Here is a 16329-nt window from a genome sequence, read left to right as displayed (position 1 = left end):
AATCATTAAATACCTAATGATTATAAAAGCAATCAATATGCGTTCTGAACAGGCAGCAAAAATGGCACAAAAGCTGGGCGATTTGATACGCCAGCACCGAACACTTCATTATACGCAAAGTACATTTGCGAAAATGATTGGGGTATCACGTTCAACTGTACAAAAGTTGGAGCAAGGTGATGTTGTGAAAAGTGACATTCTTTTTGAAGCGCTGGTTGTACTTAACTTACAAGGAGCACTGCTTGACGAAATAAATGAATTAGCTGCAGACGTAGGTGGCTACAATGCGCGCCAACGCAAACGAAATTCACCACAGGAAATTAATGATGACTTCTGAGTGCTATGTCTTTATAGATGGTTTAGAAGAAAAACCCGTTATTTGTGGTTACTTTAAATTAGATAATCAATCAGGTCGCGGTGAGTTCAACTATGGTAAGAGCTATTTAGCCCGAAGCGATGCCTTTGCTCTAGATCCAGTACATCTGCCATTAAAATCGGGGATTTTCAGTTACAGCGCAAACAGAGGTCTATTTGGCGTATTGAGTGATGCAGGAGCTGACTCGTGGGGGCGCAAGTTAATTCTTTCGCTTCATACTACAAAACCCAAAAACGAGTTAGAATTTTTATTAGCTGGGTCTGGGTATGGCGTAGGAGCTCTTGTTTTTAGTCTCTCGCGAAGTGCCTCAAAGCATAAAACTAACAAAAACACCTTGTCTGATTTAGCCTTGCTAGACCAAGCTAAAGATGACTTGCTGGCGAATAAAACAATTTCTGATGAAGCTAAGAAAGCATTTGAGTTTGGCCAAAGCATGGGGGGAGCTAGACCGAAGACCTCTATACAAATTGACAACAAACTCTACTTAGCAAAATTCAATCGCCAAGATGATTTATTCAATCTAGTCAGAGCTGAACATGCTGCAATGAAAATGGCGGAACAGCTTGGTATTCGAACGGCTCCTACCTTTATTCATAAAACACATACCGGTGATGTGCTACTTGTTGAGCGGTTTGATGTTAGTAATGGGTTACCAACACACCACTTTTTAAGTGCGAATAGCTTACTTCAAAAACCTAAAGTTGCTATGAGTGATCTTTCAAGTGACTACTCATATGGTCAATTAGCTGAATTTATAAGGCATCAAACAATGCAAAATGCAGGTGATGCTGAAGAGTTGTTTAAGCGAATGGTGTTCAATGCGTATATTGGTAATACAGATGATCACACTCGCAATCATGCATTCCTATATTCATTTTCACAAAAAAATTGGCGATTAAGTCCAGCTTATGACATCACTCCAATCAACAACTCAAAACAACATGGTCTTGGCTTTGGCGATGATGGTCGTTATGCAAGTAAAAGCAATTTTTTATCTCAGGCTAAGCGATTTGGATTAGCAAATTCTGCAGCAAAAAACATCATCAAAGAGATTGAAGAATATTGCAAAGATTGGCCGACTCACTTTAAACATTTTGCCGACGTTAGTGATGAAGATATCACTCGCTTAAAAGGTGTAATTCCTGAAATAAATGAAGAGTAATAGCGTGAAACAAGTTTCACGCCTACGTTTTATCCCGCGTTATAGGCGCTAGGATTTAGGCCCTAGGTTCTAAGACGCGATGTAAAATCTCTGGCTTTTAGCCGTTAGAGGTCAGATATTAGATATCAGCCGAACTGCGGGGGTGGTTAGTTCGAGTGTTTATCTCTGCAATGAAAGCCTTGTTCGAGGCATTGTAGGAGGTACTTTAGTACCGAATTGAACGTAGAAAAGCGCGGTCAGTCAGACGAGCGAAACAAGTTTCACGCCTACGTGTAGCAGCGGGTTTATCCCGCGTCATAGGTTCTAGGATTTAGGTCCTAGGCTCTAGGCGCTAGGACGCGATGTAAAATCGCTGCTACAGACTCGCACCTCGTTACTCGCAGCTTTCCCCTTGAAACTCGCTAACTTTACTCTCGCTAACTTGTAACTTGAACCCACTAACTTTCCCCCATAAAAAAAGAGCAGCTGGGCTGCTCTTTTTTCTATCGGAAGAATAACACTTTGGTTATTTTGCCATTCTCTATTTTGTAGCTGGTGACGAACTCTGAGCGCTTGTCGACGACTTTCGGGTCTTGCGTACAAGTTTCAGAGAGTTCATGATCAATCACGATGTTGCCAAGTACGATGCGTTTAATTGGCGATGACTTAATGCACTTTAGCTTTTTGAACATGATACCGTATCGTGCAATAAGCTTTTCTTTACCAGTAAACATAAGCTCATTCGGGAATGTATAAAACTCAACGTTTTCATCATACATCTTAATAAAAGCATCAATGTTGCGAGCGTTGTACGCAGCGATAACTTGTTCAATCACTGCCATTGATTCACGTGACTGGCGCGCTTTTTCTTGCTGCTTAGCTGTTAGTGCTTCTTTAGCTTGGTTAACGGCTTTTTCTGCTTCTGCGACTGCTTGCTGTTTTTCGGCAACTGTTTTTGGTTGCTCAGCAGGTGCTGGGGTTTGTGTACCGAGTACTTTACTGTCATCGACTTCTGCAACCGCTTTTAACGCTTCGGCAGTGGCTTTTTGCTCGTCACTGTTTGTTGTGGTTGCAGTCGTTGTTTTAGCTGCTTCTTCAGCTTTCGCTTTTTCTTCTGCTGTGGTTTTTTCAGCTTCCGCCGCTGATTTTTGCTCTGTTGCTGGCTTTTCTTCAATAAACTCTAAGCTTGGTACGTCCTTCTTTTCGGCTTTTTGTTCATTGCTCGTTTGAGGCTCGGTTTGTTCGGTGGTTTCGTCACTTGCAATTGACTGCCAAGAGAATAATAAACTGATTGCAAAAAATAACGGTTTCATACTTTTCCTAAATGCATCATTCCTGATTTGAGGCGCTAAGGTAGCAAATTCTAGCTGTTTGGCATAGTTTTTTACCAATATTGCTCTACTGTGATCTGCCCAGGTTCACGGCGCCTGTTGCGGCTAAAACCAAGCTCTAACAAAATAGCCGAGGTATCTTTTACCATTTGTGGGTTACCGCAAATCATAAATTGTGCGGTATCAGGTACAGTCGGGCGCCCTATTACATCAAATAAACGATGGTCTTTTATTACGTCTGTTATCCGGCCATTAAAACCGATTGTGGCTGACTCTCGGCTGACTACAGGCGAATAGTAAAGATTTGGGTACTGCTGCTGTAGCGCTTTAATGCGCTCCTGATAACTTAAGTCCTCATTAAGACGAACTCCATGCACTAAATGAACATGCTCAAACTTTTGCCACACTTCGCCCTGCTCTAATATTGAAATAAAAGGCCCAAGCGCAGTGCCTGTACTCAGCATATAAAGCTGCTCACTGCTTGGCACTTCATCAAGAGTAAAAAAGCCAGTCGCGCGGCGCTCTATAGTCACTGAGTCACCCGGCTTTAATTGCGCAAGTTGTTGAGAAAGTTGCCCGTCTTTCACATTGATAAGATAAAACTCGAGGTCGGGATTATTCGGCGCATTCACATAAGAATATGCACGTGCGACACGTTTATCACCCACTTGCATTGCAAGCTTTGTAAACTGCCCCGCCGTGAATGGTTCGACATCAGCATTAACGATTAAGCTAAATAATGACTCAGTCCACCATTTAACGTCTTTAACCTTAGCTTCAACCCAATTAGACATACACATCCTCAATTGTTGTTCCTCTATTAAAGGTGGCAACAATTGCTTGAATTTTCAAGTTTTAAGGGTCGGATGCGAGATGCGAGATGCGGGCAGGATTTTACGCGAGGTAAATAAGTAGTCATAAAAAAAGCCGCATAAATGCGGCTTTGATAGGGTTTCATTAATTAGGTTATAAGCCTTTATCAACCGTGTTTTGCCATGCTGCTTCCCAAAGGCTAAGATCTTCTAGTTTGATAAAGTTAATGCGAGGATAAATTAAGTTTTCAATTTCATCCTCAGAAATTTCACCATTATTATCCTCATCATAACCATAATAACCATACTCATGTACTAATGCAGAATTTGATTCAGGAACATATGCTAGTACGTCCCAAAATCTATAGCGCATTTCAAAGTCGCTTTCATAGCCCATTTTAATTTGGTTTTCTGTTCGGCTCCATGCCCATTCGGTTCCAATGTGAAAATAGTTATCAGGCCCATCTATTAAATGAGCTGAACGAATAGCCCGCTTTACAGTATTGTTCGCATCAAACTGGTAAGCAAATAGATAATCAATATTCATTAGGTCATCTTCATATACACTCTCACTACCATGATTCATTACTGTAATCATAGGTTGATACACCTTTGGTAGCTCAGTAATCATGTTGTCAAAAAACAATTCAGCATCGTCTTGTACCTTAACAACGGAGCCTGTACCTTGAAAAATTAGTTCATCATTTTCCCATTGCTGTACAAAGGTTAAGTAACGATGACTATCAGACATAATCGGCGTATAAGTCACTTTTTCTGTAGAGCTAGAAAGCACCAAGCTATTTTCTAAGCGCTCTACTACATAAGATTTACCTGTGTGTTTCGCAGTTGCTGTCACACCTGAAATTGTTAAGAACTCATGATTAAGAGTGCTTCCTGAAACTTCCTCTGCAACATACAGTAATGGGACAGACCACTCCCCAACTAACTGTTCTGAATTAAGCAATGAAAATTCATCATTGGTGCCGTTAACAATTTTCAATGCTCCATCAATTGGTTTTTCGTAAATTAGAGTATCTGATTCCCATTCAACGGCTTCCGGGATCTCTAACTCTTCAACATCTACTCCAGAAATGTATGCTAAAACACCTGACTTATCATTGGCTAATTTAGAAACCGTTCTTTTTAGTGGGTACTTTTTAACAATAATAAATGAATTTATTTTGCCCTTGTAGTAAGCATCTCGTATTGCTATGGCGATATCTTCGCCCCATTTATTAGCAATTTCTACCATTCCACTATCAATGTTGAAGCTTAAGTCGATTGCATATCGTAAAACAGAGTCTTCTGCAAAATCGAATACAAGCTTACCTTGTTCGATTTTCCACTCAACACTCGCTTCTCGAATATCGTTATTTTTAGCGACTATACTTTCACCTTGATGATCACTATTCAAAATAAGTGTTTTATCTGCATATAGCGGCATTAACTTTTTACGGTACGCTGAAAATGTAAATAGTGGTTGCTCAGTGAGCTCTTGTTCAGTAAAAACCAAATCAGTACTGCTGATAGAGTCATTTTTCGCTTGTGTGAAATCAGCTTCATACTGCTCGGTTAGATTACCTTGCGTATCCATTGCAGCAATACTCACTAAGTAAGCATTTATTGCCTCTTTAACTTCACCAGAGTTTAGTAAAGTCAACGATGTACCTTCAGCAACTGTATAGTTGTCATTATCGACCAACAGTTTTATAAAACTTGCAGTATCTAATAATTCCTTTGGTGATATTTGTGCAGAAAAACTATCGTAAGCTTCTTGGGTAATTATTGTGTCTTCAGCATTTTGTTCTTCAGCCAATAAATAGTGGGCAGTCGATAAGTGAGTGATGTTGGCATTGTTTCCTTGCTCATATGAAAAAATGCGATCCTCACCCGAAGCTAGCATTACACTTTCAAAACTCCCAAATAAATTAACTAACTCGACGTGTTTTTGATCATTAGCCGTACCAATCGCCTTTAATAAAAGCATATCGGTTATATCTGACGTTTTAACATCTAACTGATAAAAGCCATTACTGTCAGCTTGAGTTTCTAGTGTTTCGCCATTAATTGTTAAAGAGACATCAGCATTTGCAATTGGTTTATCAACCACTTGCCCTTTTAAAGTCAACTGCTGATATAATGTTAGCTCAACGCTTGCTTGTGACGTTTTTTCTCCATCGGTTATTTGATAGCTGAAGCTATCTTTTCCTGCAAAGTTTGCATCAACCGGAGTATAAAGCACTTCATTATTTGAAATCGTTGCTGTTCCGTGAGTTGGCTGCGTTAATATTTGCGCAACAGTTAACGCATCACCATCACTATCTGTGTCATTTTCCAAAACACTAATTACAACACTTTCACCATTAAGGGTTGAACTAGTATCAATAACTGCAACGGGTGCCGAATTTGTTAATTCTTGTTTAGATTCCTCATTACTATCACTATTGCCACCACAACCAGTAAGTAAAGATGAAAAGACAAGGCTTAGAGGTAGGTATTTATATTTCATACTAATCCTTAGTATTTTTGTCCAAGAGAGTTTATTAATTATTTACTTTTTAGGTACAAACCTAAAAGGCTAACAATAAAGTATTGTTGCTTATGATTACAACTCTTTTTTATTTATCAAGGCTTAAAATTGCGAGATGCGGGCAGGATTTTACGCGAGGTAAATAAGTAGTCATAAAAAAAGCCGCATAAATGCGGCTTTGAGGTTAGTCTCACTTCACTTTGGGCGTGTTTCCAAATTTCAGTGAATACGTTACCAAGGAACTTATTTAAATTGATTCTAAAGCAATTTTAACCATTTCGTTAAAAGTGCTTTGACGCTCTTCACTTGGTGTTGCTTCACCAGTGATTACGTGGTCACTCACAGTAAATAGTGCCATCGCTTTTGCGCCGTATTCAGCGGCTACGCCGTACATGCCAGCTGTTTCCATATCAACAGCAAGTACGCCTAGCTTGTCTAATTCTTGATAGAATGTGTTATCTGCTTGGTAGAATGTATCTGTTGTAAATACATTACCTACTTTCGCTTCAATGCCTAATTCTTTTGCTGCGTTTACGCCGTTAAGTAGTAAACCGAAATCAGCAATTGCGGCAAAGTCGTAACCACGTACGCGCGCACGGTTTACGTTTGAATCTGTGCTTGCACCTTGTGCAAAGATAACGTCACGGATTTTGATATCGCTACCAATACCGCCACAGGTACCAATACGAATTAGATTTTTAACGCCGTAACTAACGATCAATTCACGGGCATAAATTGACATTGATGGAATACCCATCCCAGAACCCATAATACTAACTGGCTTACCTTTGTAGGTACCGGTAAAACCATACATATTACGAACGCCTGTTACTTGTTTTGCGTCATCTAAAAAGTTTTCAGCAATGTATTGAGCGCGAAGCGGATCACCCGGCATTAATACCGTTTCTGCAAATTCGCCTACATTGGCGCTGATATGAGGAGTACTCATTATTGGTTTCCTTTTTTGTTCGCTAATAGCTTGTCGTTAAAGCTATCACCGTATTCAAGTGCAGGAAGATTAAACCACTGGGCAAGGGTTTGACCTATGTCTGCAAAACTAGCTCGTTCTCCAAGCGGGGTGTTTGTCATTCCCGGTTGGTATGCAAGTACTGGCACGTATTCACGTGTATGGTCAGTGCCTGCTGCTGTTGGATCACATCCGTGATCGGCCGTGATAATTAATACATCATCACTATTTAGCTGATTTAAAATGGTCGGCAGGTAATCATCAAACTCTTTTAATGCTTTAGCATAGCCAACTGCATTACGGCGATGACCGTACTTTTCATCAAAATCAACTAAGTTTGTAAAAATCAAACTATGGTCAGGTGCGCTTGCAATCACTTCTGAGGTTTTCTCAAGCAAGTTCATTAGCCCTGGCGCTTTGTGTTTTTGGGTGATGCCTTGGTGCGCATAGATATCGGCAATTTTACCAATACTGATCACTTCACCGCCGTCTTGCGATAATTTATCAAGCAAGGTTGGCGACGGTGGCAACACCGAATAGTCACGACGATTACCTGTACGGGCAAAATCGTCACGGCTCGAACCCAAAAATGGCCGCGCAATCACTCTTCCTATGTTCATTTCATCAAGCAGCGCCCGTGCGATTTCGCAAACCTGATAAAGTTTCTCCAGTCCAAATGATTCTTCGTGCGCGGCTATTTGAAACACGCTATCAACTGAGGTGTAGCAAATCGGCATGCCGGTTTGCATATGTTCTTCACCTAGCTGTTCTAAAATAGTAGTTCCTGAGGCATAACAGTTACCTAAAATGCCAGGAATCTCAGCGCGAGCAATTAGCTCGTCAACAAATTCTTGGGGAAAACACGGCTGTGTATTAGGGAAGTATCCCCAATCAAATAACACAGGTACACCGGCCATTTCCCAGTGCCCTGAAGGCGTGTCTTTACCACTTGATAACTCTTTAGCGTAACCCCATGCGCCAATAGGTGCTTGGCGGTCACTAACTAAACAAGGTTCTTTACCTGCAGCTTCGCATGCATCAGCTAAACCTAAACGGGTAAGATTAGGTAGCGATAAGTGCTCACCTGTTTCTTCTGCATAGGCTTTAAGTAAATGAGCAAAGGTATTTGCGCCTACATCACCAAACTGCTCTGCGTCAGGTGCTGCGCCAATTCCTAGGCTATCTGCCATTAAGATGAGTGCTCTTGCCATGGGTACCTCGTTATCAATATGTGAATACTTTATATGCTCTTCGAATTTTTGGTACAGGACATAAGTCCTGTTTCATAAAACAGAAACATTATAAATTTGCATCTCTAAGCGAAGCAAAAGAGATTAATCGTGTCTTTTTTGCTATTGTGATCTACCTAACAATGTTTCCTTATGTGTGGGCGAGAACTTTAGTGACACGAACAATTATAGCTATTGCTGGCGCATCTGCGTCGGGCAAGTCTCTTTTTAGCAAGACGATTTATAACGAATTAGTCAATGAGCTTGAACCGGGCGCGATCGCAGTGATCGAAGAAGATGCTTATTACAAAGACCAGTCGCATTTGCCGTTTGACCATCGAACGCAAACCAATTACGACCATCCTGATGCTTTCGAGCATGAGCTTTTGCATGAGCACTTACTTCAATTGCGCGCTGGAAAATCAGTAGACGTACCAACTTATGACTATGCAATGCATACCCGTAGCGATGAAACGCGTCGAGTGGCACCTGCAAAAGTACTTATCGTTGAGGGTATTTTGCTCTTGAGTGATCCGGCACTTCGAAAAGAATTTGATATTAAGGTGTTCATTGATACACCGTTAGATATCTGCCTTATGCGCCGTATGCAACGAGATATGGAGCAGCGTGGCAGAACATTACAGTCCGTTGTTGATCAATATCAAGCGACAGTGCGACCTATGTTTTATCAGTTTATTGAGCCATCAAAGCACAAAGCTGATCTCGTAGTCACACGCGGCGGTATGAATCGCGTTGCCATTGATATAATTAAAAGTAAAATAAAATATTTACTGCAACAATAACAACGGGAAATAGTCAGTATGACAACATTTATGAGCTTAGTAGGCATTGTTGTGCTACTAGGCATTGCTTTTGCGGCTTCAACGAACCGTAAAGCAATTAATTTAAGAACTGTGGGCATCGCCTTTTTACTTCAAGTGTTAATTGGTGGCTTTGTCTTGTTCTTTGAAGTGGGCAAAAACGTACTGGCAAGTATGTCTCGAGGAGTCTCATCAGTTATCGGTTATGCCAATGACGGGATTAGCTTCTTATTTGGCTCACTGGCATCGCAAGATACTTTAGGGTTTATTTTTGCGATACAAGTATTGCCCGTTATCGTGTTCTTCTCAGCACTCGTTGCTGTGTTGTATCACATCGGGGTAATGGATTGGATAATCAAGATTCTAGGCGGTGGCTTACAAAAGCTATTGAAAACCTCTCGCCCTGAATCGCTTTCTGCAACCGCCAATATTTTCGTTGGCCAAACAGAAGCACCATTGATTGTTAAACCATTTATCGCCAGCATGACTAAGTCAGAGCTATTTGCGGTAATGGTAGGTGGCCTTGCTACCGTAGCCGGTTCTGTTATGGCAGGTTACGTAACAATTGGTGTAGAGCTTAAATACTTAATTGCAGCCAGCTTTATGGCGGCACCAGGTGGTTTCTTAATGGCAAAAATGATTGTGCCAGAGACCGAAACACCAAAAGAAGATTTAGCTGATTTAGACGTACAAGAAGAAAAACCGGTTAACGTAATTGATGCAGCCGCATCAGGTGCCGCAAACGGTATGCAACTAGCACTGAACGTAGGTGCGATGTTACTGGCTTTCGTAGCACTTATTGCACTTCTAAATGGGTTATTAGGCGGTATTGGTGGTTGGTTTGATCACCCAACATTAACGCTACAAGAAATTTTAGGTTATGTATTCGCACCGGTTGCATGGTTGTTAGGTGTACCGTGGAGCGAGGCAGTAATCGCAGGCAGTTTTATAGGTCAGAAGGTAGTAGTTAACGAATTTGTTGCTTACCTCGACTTTATTAATTATCGCGATACGTTAAGTGCGCACACACAAGCGATTGTCACATTCGCGTTATGTGGGTTTGCTAACTTATCATCGATAGCAATTTTACTAGGTGGATTAGGCGGTATGGCGCCTAGTCGGCGAAAGGATATCGCACGCTTAGGGCTCAGAGCAGTGTTAGCAGGATCTATGGCTAACCTCATGAGTGCAGCAATTGCAGGTTTTTTCCTCTCGCTAGCTTAGAAACTTAATGAGATGAGCCGTAGTTGCAAAACAATAGGATAGGACTTTAAGGGGTTAAAGGTCTATCTGACTTGAACGATACTTCACCAAGGGCCGCAAGGCCCTTTTATCGTTTTATGTGCTAAGATTTAATTACTAAGTCCTTTTAAGTACATAAATGAACTATTTACGACTTTATTTACTAATCATTTTCTTTAGTTGGCCAGCACTGTGCACGCCGACTCTAACCGTTGTGACTGAACTGTCGCCACCCAATCAGACCTTAATCAATAACCAAGTTGCCGGTGAGAGCACCGAATTAGTAAAAGCGATTTTTGCCAAAGCTAATTTGAACGCGAATATAGAGCTCTACCCTTGGGCCCGTGCCTACAATATGGCATTGAAGAAGCCGAACATTTTCATTTACAGTATGGCGAAAACCGCTGAGCGCGAGCAGCACTTTCATTGGATTGGTGAAGTGGCAACCTATCAAATGGGCTTTGTTAAATTAACCTCTCGCAGCGATATAAACATCACTACAAACGAGCAAGCTAAGCAATATAAGATTGCGGTTCAGCGTCATGACCTAGCGGCACAACGCTTAACTGAGCGTGGTTATACGCTGGTTTATACCTCTGATATCAATAAGTCGTATCAGTTGTTGATGTCGGGCAAGGTTGATTTAATTATTGATGATAAAAATTATATAGCGGCGATGGCTGAGCAGTTAGCACTGGATGAAGCTCGTTTCAGCTTTGCGCATGCAATCGACTTTTTAACCATGAAAGGCTATCTTGCTGCAAATATTAATACCGACCAACGTTACGTCGATGCCTTAAAAGCAGCGTTTAATGAGGTGGTCATGACACCAAGATACAATGCGGTGATGATGCTCGCACAGCGACCTTAATTCGCTTTGTATTGCTCAATATAAGTCTCTAATAACCCTTGCTTACTGAGCTTGTCATAACTTGCCTGTAATCGGCTTACAAGCTCTTCGGGTAAGGCCTTATTTAAGGCTAGAAAGTTACCTACCGTGCCATTTAGTGGCAACTCAACCAACTTAACCACTTCTCGCCCTTGGTGACCGTACTGCATTAATTGGTAATTAAACGACAGCTCCGAGCCAATAATGAGCTCTATTTTATTTTTGAAAAATAAATTAATGCACTCGTAATAGTGACTCACTTTGAGAAGATTTTTTTCACTGCGAAAACCAATACTCTCAACAAATTTTTCGTAAATACTGTCTCTTACCACGCACAGACTATGATCTTTCACTTGCGATAAATCGATGGGATTAATACGGTCATTTGATTGTAAGCGATAAAAGAAGTTACTTGATGAAGCCAGTGGACCAACCCAGTTAAACAGCGCTTCACGATCGGGTATACGAGCCGTAGAAACAAGACCTGATTGCGGCTTTTGCTGGGCTAAGTGATATGCCCGAGACCAAGGCAAGAGCTCGAATTGACATTCAATGTCTGCATCAACACACATCGCTTTGACAAACTCGAGGTTTATGCCCTCTAAGTGCCCTTTGTTCGAAAAATTATATGGCGGGAATTGCTCGGTGTAGATGATGACACTGTCTTTTGCCAGTACTACAGGTGCAAAGCTTAGGCACGCTAACAACAAATATTTTAAAATAATTAATACACTCTAATGACACAGCTGCATTAAATATAGAAATATTCATTAACTCAGTCAATTTTTAGGCATAAAAAAAGCAAGCCGTAGCTTGCTTCTTCTCAACTTTACTTTTCAGTAAAATTATAGCGGCTTGATGTTGTCCGCTTGAGGGCCTTTTTGACCTTGTGAAAGAGTGAACTCTACACGTTGGCCTTCAGCTAAAGTTTTGAAACCTTCAGATTGGATAGCGCTGAAGTGAGCGAAAACGTCTGGACCATTTTCTTGCTCGATGAAACCAAAACCTTTAGATTCGTTAAACCACTTAACTGTACCTGATACGATGTTAGACATAGTATTATTCCTGATATAAAAAATTAAACATGCCCTAGTGGGCGGGTGTAGCAAAAAATGAGATGGTACTTAAAAACTTCAGGACGGTACTACAAGTATTACTTATACAACAACGAAATAAAGATTTATTAATTACACGCTTTCTTTCTAGCTGGTGCCCACTATATAGAGTTAGTTTGATAAGTCAAACACTATCGACATTAAAATTCAAACTCTAAAGCCAAGCGAAAGCTATGATCTTTGCCTGATTGGCTAAGCTCACTAATAAAACCTGCTTCCCATTTTAACTGGCGTTTAGGGCTAAATCTGTGTAGCCCAATAAAGCCTGGACCAACCCCAAAAAAGTCCTCTCCCGCATAGATTTCTATCGATGGTTGAAAGGCCGAACGATAGCGATAACGGTATTGTAAGCGAAACTCGCTCTCCCACTCGTTTGCAATATCAGCGCCCCATTCATACACTAAAAATGCGTTCATAGTCAGGCTTGTACGGCCAAACTCTTTTTCCCATAAAAACCCAGTTGTTGCTTCGTATGCATCGATATTATGCTGTTTTTCAAGCTCAAATAACGCTCCCCAATCGGCCCATAAACGGCCTTGCTCAACTAGCTGCCAACGTAACTCAAGCTCATACGAAGATAAGCCAAAATCACCGTTATCATCTCGTTCGCCAACTAAGTAGCCCTCAAGACTCATGGTGTCGTTAATTGCGCCACCAAAGCCTCCTCGCTGCGCCAGTACATTACCGTTATCGGTTTGCCGAGACACTAAACGCCACTCAACCTCACGTTCAAACGGCATCACATAAGGGTGATATACTTTATCAACCACCATGCCATCTGCCTGCGCGACTTGGCTGACACTTGCTAACAACAAGCAACTTAAGCTAATTATTAAGAACCGCATACTGGCTCCTCTGTCTTTTTAATTTTTAAAACGCGCGCTAAGGCAATAAATACTACAGCAGCAATAACATACACCCAGAGCGCTGTTTTACTCGGCGTGGCTTCGTAGCCCACTAAGGCTTTTAATACGCGCCCAAGCTCTGAGTTTTCAACTAAAAACCCACGCCAATCTAAATAATTTGAGGTCACGTCAAGTAAGTCGACCTGGCTTGCTAAATCAAGAAATATCAATAACTTTGCTGTTGCATTAAAGGCAAGCAGCACGACTAAAGGCTGCACACCTGCACGTCTGACAATACTTTCCAGTAAAAAGAACAATAACACACCAAAACTAATACATATGCCCACACCTAAACATGTACCGAGTATCAATGGCTCAGCGGTATCTTTACTGTGCCAAAAGCTGACCAAATAGATCATGTAATGGCTTAAATACAAGGTCATGGTTGCAATCAAGGCCAGTGCAGCCGCCATTTTTCGTTGCTGACAACTCATCAGTGCAGCGACAAAAATCATTATACACAGCAGCATTTGTATGAACTCTAAGCCTCGGTGATCAAATAACTGACTCACCCAAGCAGCGGCTTGTACAAATACTAAGCTCATCAGGGTACCAATAACGGCATAAATACTCAGCTGGCGCTGACTTAAAGGCACGATCAAACTCAAAAGCACAGCTAAAATAACCACAGGTAAAAGCTGATTAATGCTCATTAATAAACTAGTTATCAGCATCATTCACCTCCGTAGCCACGACAGTACCTCGCGCCGTATTAGGCGAAAATTCTCCAAAAAAATCATAACGTCCAGGGCTGAGCGGTCCGATATAAATGACACTCGTACGACCTGGGTAGAGCACTTTTTCACGGTTTAAGTCAAAGCTATCGAACTCTTCTGGGGTGTCATCTTGGTTTTCGATAACTAATCGCAACTTTTTATTGGCAGGTACTGTTATTTCAGCGGGGTAAAACAAATGATCTTTTAAAATCAGCTTGTACTCTTTGGCATAGGCAAGCCAAGACGACATACATAGTAGCAGCATAGAAAGCGCTAAAATCCATTTATTCACTGACATCTCCTTGCATAAAAGAGACACTCACTCGCAAGCCACCAAGGTGACTATCTGCTAAAGCAATATCAGCGTTATAAATCGAGACTATGTGTTCAACAATGGCCATACCAAGCCCGGCTCCTTGTTCACCTGATGGATGTTTATCACCACCCACACGGTAAAAACGGTTAAAAATGCGCTGTTTTTGAGCTTCATCAATACCTGGGCCCGAGTCATCTATTTGCCAAATAAAACGATTATTTTCGGTTTTCAGCGTAATACAAATTTCTCCCACAGCTGGGGTATATTTTATGGCGTTACTCAGTAAATTGCCAAACAAAGTAACTAAGGTGAATTCGTCACCGGCAATGATAAAATCATCGCCATCAATGCTAATGGTATGCTCTTTTTCGTCAATACGATCATAAAGTTGTGCAACAACTTGTTGGCTAATTTCTAACACCGACACGGGGCTAAATTGCGCTTGCCATTGCTCTGGATAAGTACGCCCCAAAATCAGCATTTGCTCAACGATATTGCTCAGTTTATCAACGCCTTTTTCCATCGCATCAAGCTCAACACTCTCAACACCTTGAGCCACTAAATTATGCACATTGATTTTTAAACTACTGAGCGGGGTACGCAGTTCGTGGGCCGCATCAGAAGCAAAAAAGCGCTCTCGTAAATAGGCACTTTCAACCCGTTTGAATAGATCGTTTAAGCGGCTAATTACGGGTTTTATTTCTTGCTCTGGGGTTTGCCAAGGGATTGCAGTAAAGTCATTTGCTTGACGATGTTTAAGTTGATTTGATAACCGAGTTAGTGGCGCAAGCCCTTGTTTTACAAACACACTAATAAGGAGAGCAAGGATAGGCACACTCCACAACAGCGGCGTCATGGCCGATAGAATCACGGTTTCGGTTAGCGCCACACGTTTACTCAAAGGCTCTGCAATAAGCACGCGCTTATTACCTTCGCTTAAGCGATACACTTTGACGCGTTGCCCAGCCAAATTCTCAACACTAAACCCGCTTTGCCACTGACTTTGATTGCTAGAGTTATGCTGCAATGATTTTGAGCTTGAGGCCAAGCTGTCATCAACCCAAACTTGAAATAATAACTGCGGTAGATCACTCGTATAGGCCGGAGCTTCTTTATTGAGTGGCTGCTCGAGTAACACATGCGCCAGCGTTACCAGCTCGTTATCAAGCAGTGCTTCAGCCTGATTCATACTTTCACGGTAACCTTTAGTAAATGCCAAAAAGCAGGTTAAGATCACCATAGACAAAATAAGTAGAGTCAGCCTTTTACGAATTGACACTAGCGCTTACCCACCACATAACCAATGCCGCGTAAGGTTTTAATAAACTCTTTTGGGAATTTTTTACGCAAGTGATGAATGTGCACTTCGATGGTATTTGACCCCACCTCTTCGCCCCATTCATAGAGTTTATTCTCTAACTGCTGTTTTGATTGCACGCGGCCTTGGTTTTCTAGCAAGGCTTTTAGGAGCATAAACTCTTTACGTGGCAAGTTTACTGGCTCACCTTGAAAACTCACGGTAAAAGCGGCGGTGTCCATTTCAACATCACCGACTTTTAAAGTGCTGGTCTGAGCTTGGGTCACACGCCTGCTGGCAACCCGAAGACGGGCAAATAATTCTGCGGGATCAAAAGGCTTTGCTAGGTAATCATCAGCACCTAAATCTAGCCCCATGACTTTATCATCAATACTGCCCCGAGCCGTTAAAATCACCACGGGCAGGTTTTTACGATGCTTTTTGATGTGTTTTAAAATGTCGATGCCATCACCGTCTGGTAGTCCTAAATCAAGGACTACCAGCTCAATTTCATCATTTTGCAGCCATTGCATCGCTGACTTAACGGTCGAACTATGTTCAACACTGTATCCTTGTTGACGTAAAGAACGACACAGGCCTTCTGCCACTAAATGGTCGTCTTCAACGAGCAATAAATGCATA

At 41.6% G+C, this 16329-nt stretch carries 17 protein-coding genes; 5 read left to right on the top strand and 12 right to left on the bottom strand.

Annotated features, from left to right (window positions below; all coding sequences use genetic code 11):
• The first annotated feature begins 37 nt into the window (after positions 1 to 37).
• On the top strand, positions 38 to 337 hold the full coding sequence (locus CWC28_RS00460; RefSeq protein WP_063703937.1) for a helix-turn-helix transcriptional regulator: 300 nt from the start codon (positions 38 to 40) through the stop codon (positions 335 to 337).
• A complete protein-coding gene (locus tag CWC28_RS00455) occupies positions 327 to 1538 on the top strand; it encodes a type II toxin-antitoxin system HipA family toxin (RefSeq protein ID WP_063703934.1) in 1212 nt (403 codons plus the stop codon). Before CWC28_RS00460 ends, CWC28_RS00455 begins: the two co-directional genes overlap by 11 nt.
• Before the next feature lie 482 nt (positions 1539 to 2020).
• Here CWC28_RS00455 and CWC28_RS00450 read toward each other — a convergent pair whose 3' ends face one another.
• From CWC28_RS00450 to CWC28_RS00430, 5 genes are all read right to left on the bottom strand, one after another.
• On the bottom strand, positions 2021 to 2830 hold the full coding sequence (locus CWC28_RS00450; RefSeq protein WP_167350242.1) for a nuclear transport factor 2 family protein: 810 nt from the start codon (positions 2828 to 2830) through the stop codon (positions 2021 to 2023).
• A 71-nt stretch (positions 2831 to 2901) separates the two neighbouring features.
• Positions 2902 to 3642 carry a ferredoxin--NADP reductase gene (locus tag CWC28_RS00445; protein ID WP_063703931.1) on the bottom strand — a complete coding sequence of 247 codons (741 nt, stop codon included), beginning with the start codon at positions 3640 to 3642 and terminating at the stop codon, positions 2902 to 2904.
• A 172-nt stretch (positions 3643 to 3814) separates the two neighbouring features.
• Entirely contained in the window at positions 3815 to 6169 is a 2355-nt protein-coding gene (locus tag CWC28_RS00440) for an Ig-like domain-containing protein (protein WP_138624565.1), read from the bottom strand.
• Positions 6170 to 6437: 268 nt separating this feature from the next.
• The gene (gene deoD / locus CWC28_RS00435; protein ID WP_036972525.1) at positions 6438 to 7139 is read right to left on the bottom strand and encodes a purine-nucleoside phosphorylase; all 702 of its coding nucleotides are present in this window, start codon (positions 7137 to 7139) and stop codon (positions 6438 to 6440) included.
• A complete protein-coding gene (locus CWC28_RS00430) occupies positions 7139 to 8368 on the bottom strand; it encodes a phosphopentomutase (protein ID WP_063703926.1) in 1230 nt (409 codons plus the stop codon). The genes deoD and CWC28_RS00430 overlap by 1 nt, the downstream gene beginning before the upstream one ends.
• Positions 8369 to 8559: 191 nt before the next feature.
• On the opposite strand from CWC28_RS00430, the gene udk reads away from it, so the two are divergent.
• From udk to CWC28_RS00415, 3 genes are all read left to right on the top strand, one after another.
• Complete coding sequence (gene udk, locus CWC28_RS00425; protein WP_054553619.1) at positions 8560 to 9189, top strand: uridine kinase; 630 nt, start codon at positions 8560 to 8562, stop codon at positions 9187 to 9189.
• A gap of 18 nt (positions 9190 to 9207) precedes the next feature.
• Entirely contained in the window at positions 9208 to 10431 is a 1224-nt protein-coding gene (locus CWC28_RS00420; RefSeq protein WP_063703924.1) for a NupC/NupG family nucleoside CNT transporter, read from the top strand.
• 157 nt (positions 10432 to 10588) lie between these two features.
• Positions 10589 to 11320 carry a substrate-binding periplasmic protein gene (locus CWC28_RS00415; protein WP_063703922.1) on the top strand — a complete coding sequence of 244 codons (732 nt, stop codon included), beginning with the start codon at positions 10589 to 10591 and terminating at the stop codon, positions 11318 to 11320.
• Here CWC28_RS00415 and CWC28_RS00410 read toward each other — a convergent pair.
• The 7 genes from CWC28_RS00410 to CWC28_RS00380 form a co-directional block, all read right to left on the bottom strand.
• Positions 11317 to 12045: a substrate-binding periplasmic protein gene (locus CWC28_RS00410; protein WP_119852742.1), complete on the bottom strand. Its 729-nt coding sequence runs from the start codon at positions 12043 to 12045 to the stop codon at positions 11317 to 11319. The two genes, CWC28_RS00415 and CWC28_RS00410, sit on opposite strands and share 4 nt — an antisense overlap.
• A 138-nt stretch (positions 12046 to 12183) precedes the next feature.
• Complete coding sequence (locus CWC28_RS00405) at positions 12184 to 12393, bottom strand: cold-shock protein (protein ID WP_054553399.1); 210 nt, start codon at positions 12391 to 12393, stop codon at positions 12184 to 12186.
• Between the two features lie 200 nt (positions 12394 to 12593).
• The gene (locus CWC28_RS00400; protein WP_063703917.1) at positions 12594 to 13298 is read right to left on the bottom strand and encodes a hypothetical protein; all 705 of its coding nucleotides are present in this window, start codon (positions 13296 to 13298) and stop codon (positions 12594 to 12596) included.
• A complete protein-coding gene (locus tag CWC28_RS00395) occupies positions 13286 to 14035 on the bottom strand; it encodes an iron transporter (RefSeq protein WP_233999094.1) in 750 nt (249 codons plus the stop codon). Before CWC28_RS00395 ends, CWC28_RS00400 begins: the two co-directional genes overlap by 13 nt.
• Positions 14019 to 14339, bottom strand: a complete 321-nt coding sequence (locus CWC28_RS00390) for a cupredoxin domain-containing protein (protein WP_082874063.1) — start codon at positions 14337 to 14339, stop codon at positions 14019 to 14021. Before CWC28_RS00390 ends, CWC28_RS00395 begins: the two co-directional genes overlap by 17 nt.
• A 19-nt stretch (positions 14340 to 14358) precedes the next feature.
• Positions 14359 to 15669: an ATP-binding protein gene (locus CWC28_RS00385; RefSeq protein WP_063703910.1), complete on the bottom strand. Its 1311-nt coding sequence runs from the start codon at positions 15667 to 15669 to the stop codon at positions 14359 to 14361.
• Entirely contained in the window at positions 15669 to 16328 is a 660-nt protein-coding gene (locus tag CWC28_RS00380) for a response regulator transcription factor (RefSeq protein WP_063703908.1), read from the bottom strand. The genes CWC28_RS00385 and CWC28_RS00380 overlap by 1 nt, the downstream gene beginning before the upstream one ends.
• Position 16329: the final 1 nt, after the last annotated feature.

The organism is Pseudoalteromonas sp. S4492, assembly GCF_005886115.1.
GTDB classification, from domain to species: Bacteria; Pseudomonadota; Gammaproteobacteria; order Enterobacterales; family Alteromonadaceae; genus Pseudoalteromonas; species Pseudoalteromonas gelatinilytica.
This window is presented reverse-complemented; position numbering and strand designations above follow the sequence as displayed.

Bases quoted from the DNA above. Each gene is read 5' to 3' on its own strand.
- CWC28_RS00460 (WP_063703937.1), top strand. From the start codon at position 38: ATGCGTTCTGAACAGGCAGCAAAAATGGCACAAAAGCTGGGCGATTTG.
- CWC28_RS00455 (WP_063703934.1), top strand. From the start codon at position 327: ATGACTTCTGAGTGCTATGTCTTTATAGATGGTTTAGAAGAAAAACCC.
- CWC28_RS00450 (WP_167350242.1), bottom strand. From the start codon at position 2,830: ATGAAACCGTTATTTTTTGCAATCAGTTTATTATTCTCTTGGCAGTCA.
- CWC28_RS00445 (WP_063703931.1), bottom strand. From the start codon at position 3,642: ATGTCTAATTGGGTTGAAGCTAAGGTTAAAGACGTTAAATGGTGGACT.
- CWC28_RS00440 (WP_138624565.1), bottom strand. From the start codon at position 6,169: ATGAAATATAAATACCTACCTCTAAGCCTTGTCTTTTCATCTTTACTT.
- deoD (WP_036972525.1), bottom strand. From the start codon at position 7,139: ATGAGTACTCCTCATATCAGCGCCAATGTAGGCGAATTTGCAGAAACG.
- CWC28_RS00430 (WP_063703926.1), bottom strand. From the start codon at position 8,368: ATGGCAAGAGCACTCATCTTAATGGCAGATAGCCTAGGAATTGGCGCA.
- CWC28_RS00420 (WP_063703924.1), top strand. From the start codon at position 9,208: ATGACAACATTTATGAGCTTAGTAGGCATTGTTGTGCTACTAGGCATT.
- CWC28_RS00415 (WP_063703922.1), top strand. From the start codon at position 10,589: ATGAACTATTTACGACTTTATTTACTAATCATTTTCTTTAGTTGGCCA.
- CWC28_RS00405 (WP_054553399.1), bottom strand. From the start codon at position 12,393: ATGTCTAACATCGTATCAGGTACAGTTAAGTGGTTTAACGAATCTAAA.
- CWC28_RS00400 (WP_063703917.1), bottom strand. From the start codon at position 13,298: ATGCGGTTCTTAATAATTAGCTTAAGTTGCTTGTTGTTAGCAAGTGTC.
- CWC28_RS00395 (WP_233999094.1), bottom strand. From the start codon at position 14,035: ATGATGCTGATAACTAGTTTATTAATGAGCATTAATCAGCTTTTACCT.
- CWC28_RS00390 (WP_082874063.1), bottom strand. From the start codon at position 14,339: ATGCTGCTACTATGTATGTCGTCTTGGCTTGCCTATGCCAAAGAGTAC.
- CWC28_RS00380 (WP_063703908.1), bottom strand. From the start codon at position 16,328: ATGCATTTATTGCTCGTTGAAGACGACCATTTAGTGGCAGAAGGCCTG.